We start from the raw sequence: 2,500 nt of genomic DNA, 5'->3' as shown, positions 1-2,500 counted from the left end.
GATGGCCACACTGTCTCCTCCTGAGACTCAGCGAAGTTGAAATGTTTGTGATGATGCAATCTCCCCGCGGAAAGACGGAAAGACCCCATGAACCTTTACTGTAGCTTTGTATTGGACTTTGAACAGATCTGTGTAGGATAGGTGGGAGGCTTTGAAGCCGGGACGCTAGTCTCGGTGGAGCCAACGTTGAAATACCACCCTGGTGTGTTTGAGGTTCTAACCTAGGTCCATTATCTGGATCGGGGACAGTGCATGGTAGGCAGTTTGACTGGGGCGGTCTCCTCCCAAAGCGTAACGGAGGAGTTCGAAGGTACGCTAGTTACGGTCGGACATCGTGATAATAGTGCAATGGCATAAGCGTGCTTAACTGCGAGACTGACAAGTCGAGCAGATACGAAAGTAGGACATAGTGATCCGGTGGTTCTGTATGGAAGGGCCATCGCTCAACGGATAAAAGGTACTCTGGGGATAACAGGCTGATACCGCCCAAGAGTTCATATCGACGGCGGTGTTTGGCACCTCGATGTCGGCTCATCTCATCCTGGGGCTGTAGCCGGTCCCAAGGGTATGGCTGTTCGCCATTTAAAGAGGTACGTGAGCTGGGTTTAAAACGTCGTGAGACAGTTTGGTCCCTATCTTCCGTGGGCGCTGCAGATTTGAGGAAGCCTGCTCCTAGTACGAGAGGACCGGAGTGGACACACCTCTGGTGTATCGGTTGTCACGCCAGTGGCATTGCCGAGTAGCTAAGTGTGGAAGAGATAACCGCTGAAAGCATCTAAGCGGGAAACTCGTTTCAAGATGAGATCTGCCGGGGCCTTGAGCCCCCTAAAGAGTCGTTCAAGACCAGGACGTTGATAGGTCAGGTGTGGAAGCGCAGTAATGCGTTAAGCTAACTGATACTAATTGCTCGTGCGGCTTGACCCTATAACTTTGATCACACATCGAAAGGTGTGCATCGATCAAGGAAGTTATGCCAAGTTGACGCATTCAAAAAAGGCTGAAAAGCCGAGCGCAAGCTCAAAATCTGATTCCAAACTCTATGAATTCGTTGTCTTGATGAGAGTCAAGACGACACCAAGTTATGCCTGATGACCATAGCAAGTTGGTACCACTCCTTCCCATCTCGAACAGGACCGTGAAACGACTTAGCGCCGATGATAGTGCGGATTCCCGTGTGAAAGTAGGACATCGTCAGGCTTCTAACAGCCCAAAACGCCTCACCGTTCGGTGGGGCGTTTTGCTTTTTACGGTTCACTTTAGATGTATTCACGTTTGACCGTGGCCACACTCACTGTATCTATCTTGAGTTTCACGGGCTAATCATTTCCTCTTTGGAATCATATTTCCCACTTTTTTGTTGGCTGAGATGTTGCGCTGATGGAGAACCCATGCTCTTCGCTTTCGATATTCTCTAAAATTAGCAGACGCTGTTACATCGCTTTGGTAGGGCCAAGTGGCCGAAGGTCACTCCATCTCTTGTATTGCTGCCAGCGAGTGCTCAGCCCCTGGTCCAGCGCTGTGCTTCCTGCATCAAGTGGCTGCTGAAGACCGTCGCGATCGGCGAGATCTGGCGTGCCTTGGGATAGACCAGGTGCCATTGGGAGGGGATCGGTGTGCCGCTGACCGGCAGCACACACAGGTCTTTGGTGAGCTCGCTCTTCTTGAGCGCGTGTCCGGAAATCACCGCCACGCCCAAATGCCCGGCCACGGCTTCCTTGATGGCTTCGTTGCTGCCCAGCTCCAGCCTTGATGTGGGCTCGAAATCTTGTGATTCAAAAAATCGATCGGTCGCCAGCCGCGTGCCGGAGCCGCGCTCGCGCAACAAAAAGCGCTCGCCTTGCAGGGCGCTCACAGTCAGCCGTTTGCGCTCAGACAAAGGGTGTCCCTTGGGCGCGATCAGCAGCAAGGGGTTGTCCAAAAACACCTGGTCTTCCAGCTCCATGTCGGCGGGTGGTGTGCTCATCACGTAGAGGTCATCGCGGTTTTCGCGCAGACGTTGCACCACACCATCGCGGTTGAGCACTTCGAGCGAAAGGTCGATGTGCGGGTGGCTTTCGCAAAAGCGCCCCAGCAAGCGCGGCACAAAGTACTTGGCGGTGCTGACCACGGCCACCCGCAAGCGGCCTTGCGTGAGGCCTTGCATGGAGTGGACGCGCTGCTCAAAGCGCTCCCACTCGTCCACGATCTGACGCGCCGTTTCGGCCAGTTTTAGCCCAGCGTCGGTCAGGTACAACTTGCGCCCAATGATGTCGTACAGCGGCATGCCCACCGAATCGGTGACCTCGCGCAGCTGCATCGAGGCGGTGGGTTGTGTGACATGCAGGGCTCGGGCAGCAGCGCTGACACTGCCTGTTTCCGCCGTAGCCAGAAACATGGCATTCCCCCAAATTAGTAGACAAATAATGATGTCAAAACTGAATTGGAGCCATGCAAATGCAACGAACGAAATATGCCGCCGAGTTCAAGTCCGAGGCGGTCAAACAAGTCATCGATAAAGGTC

General features: G+C 53.8%; 1 protein-coding gene and 2 rRNA genes (1 of these 3 cut by a window edge). 2 read left to right on the top strand and 1 reads right to left on the bottom strand.

Going from position 1 to position 2,500, the window contains the following annotated elements; genetic code table 11:
- Both B9Z43_RS16075 and rrf read left to right on the top strand, forming a co-directional pair.
- Positions 1-924 (top strand): 23S ribosomal RNA (locus tag B9Z43_RS16075) (it extends 1,953 nt beyond the left edge of the window).
- Between the two features lie 160 nt (positions 925-1,084).
- Positions 1,085-1,197 (top strand): 5S ribosomal RNA (gene rrf, locus B9Z43_RS16070).
- A gap of 301 nt (positions 1,198-1,498) precedes the next feature.
- On the opposite strand, the gene B9Z43_RS16065 is transcribed toward rrf, so the two are convergent.
- On the bottom strand, positions 1,499-2,374 hold the full coding sequence (locus B9Z43_RS16065; RefSeq protein WP_108326958.1) for a LysR family transcriptional regulator: 876 nt from the start codon (positions 2,372-2,374) through the stop codon (positions 1,499-1,501).
- Positions 2,375-2,500 lie beyond the last annotated feature (126 nt).

The organism is Limnohabitans sp. MMS-10A-192 (genome assembly GCF_003063335.1).
GTDB lineage: Bacteria > Pseudomonadota > Gammaproteobacteria > Burkholderiales > Burkholderiaceae_C > Limnohabitans_A.
The sequence above is the reverse complement of the archived record's forward strand: the minus strand, read 5'-3'. Positions and strand labels throughout refer to the sequence as shown.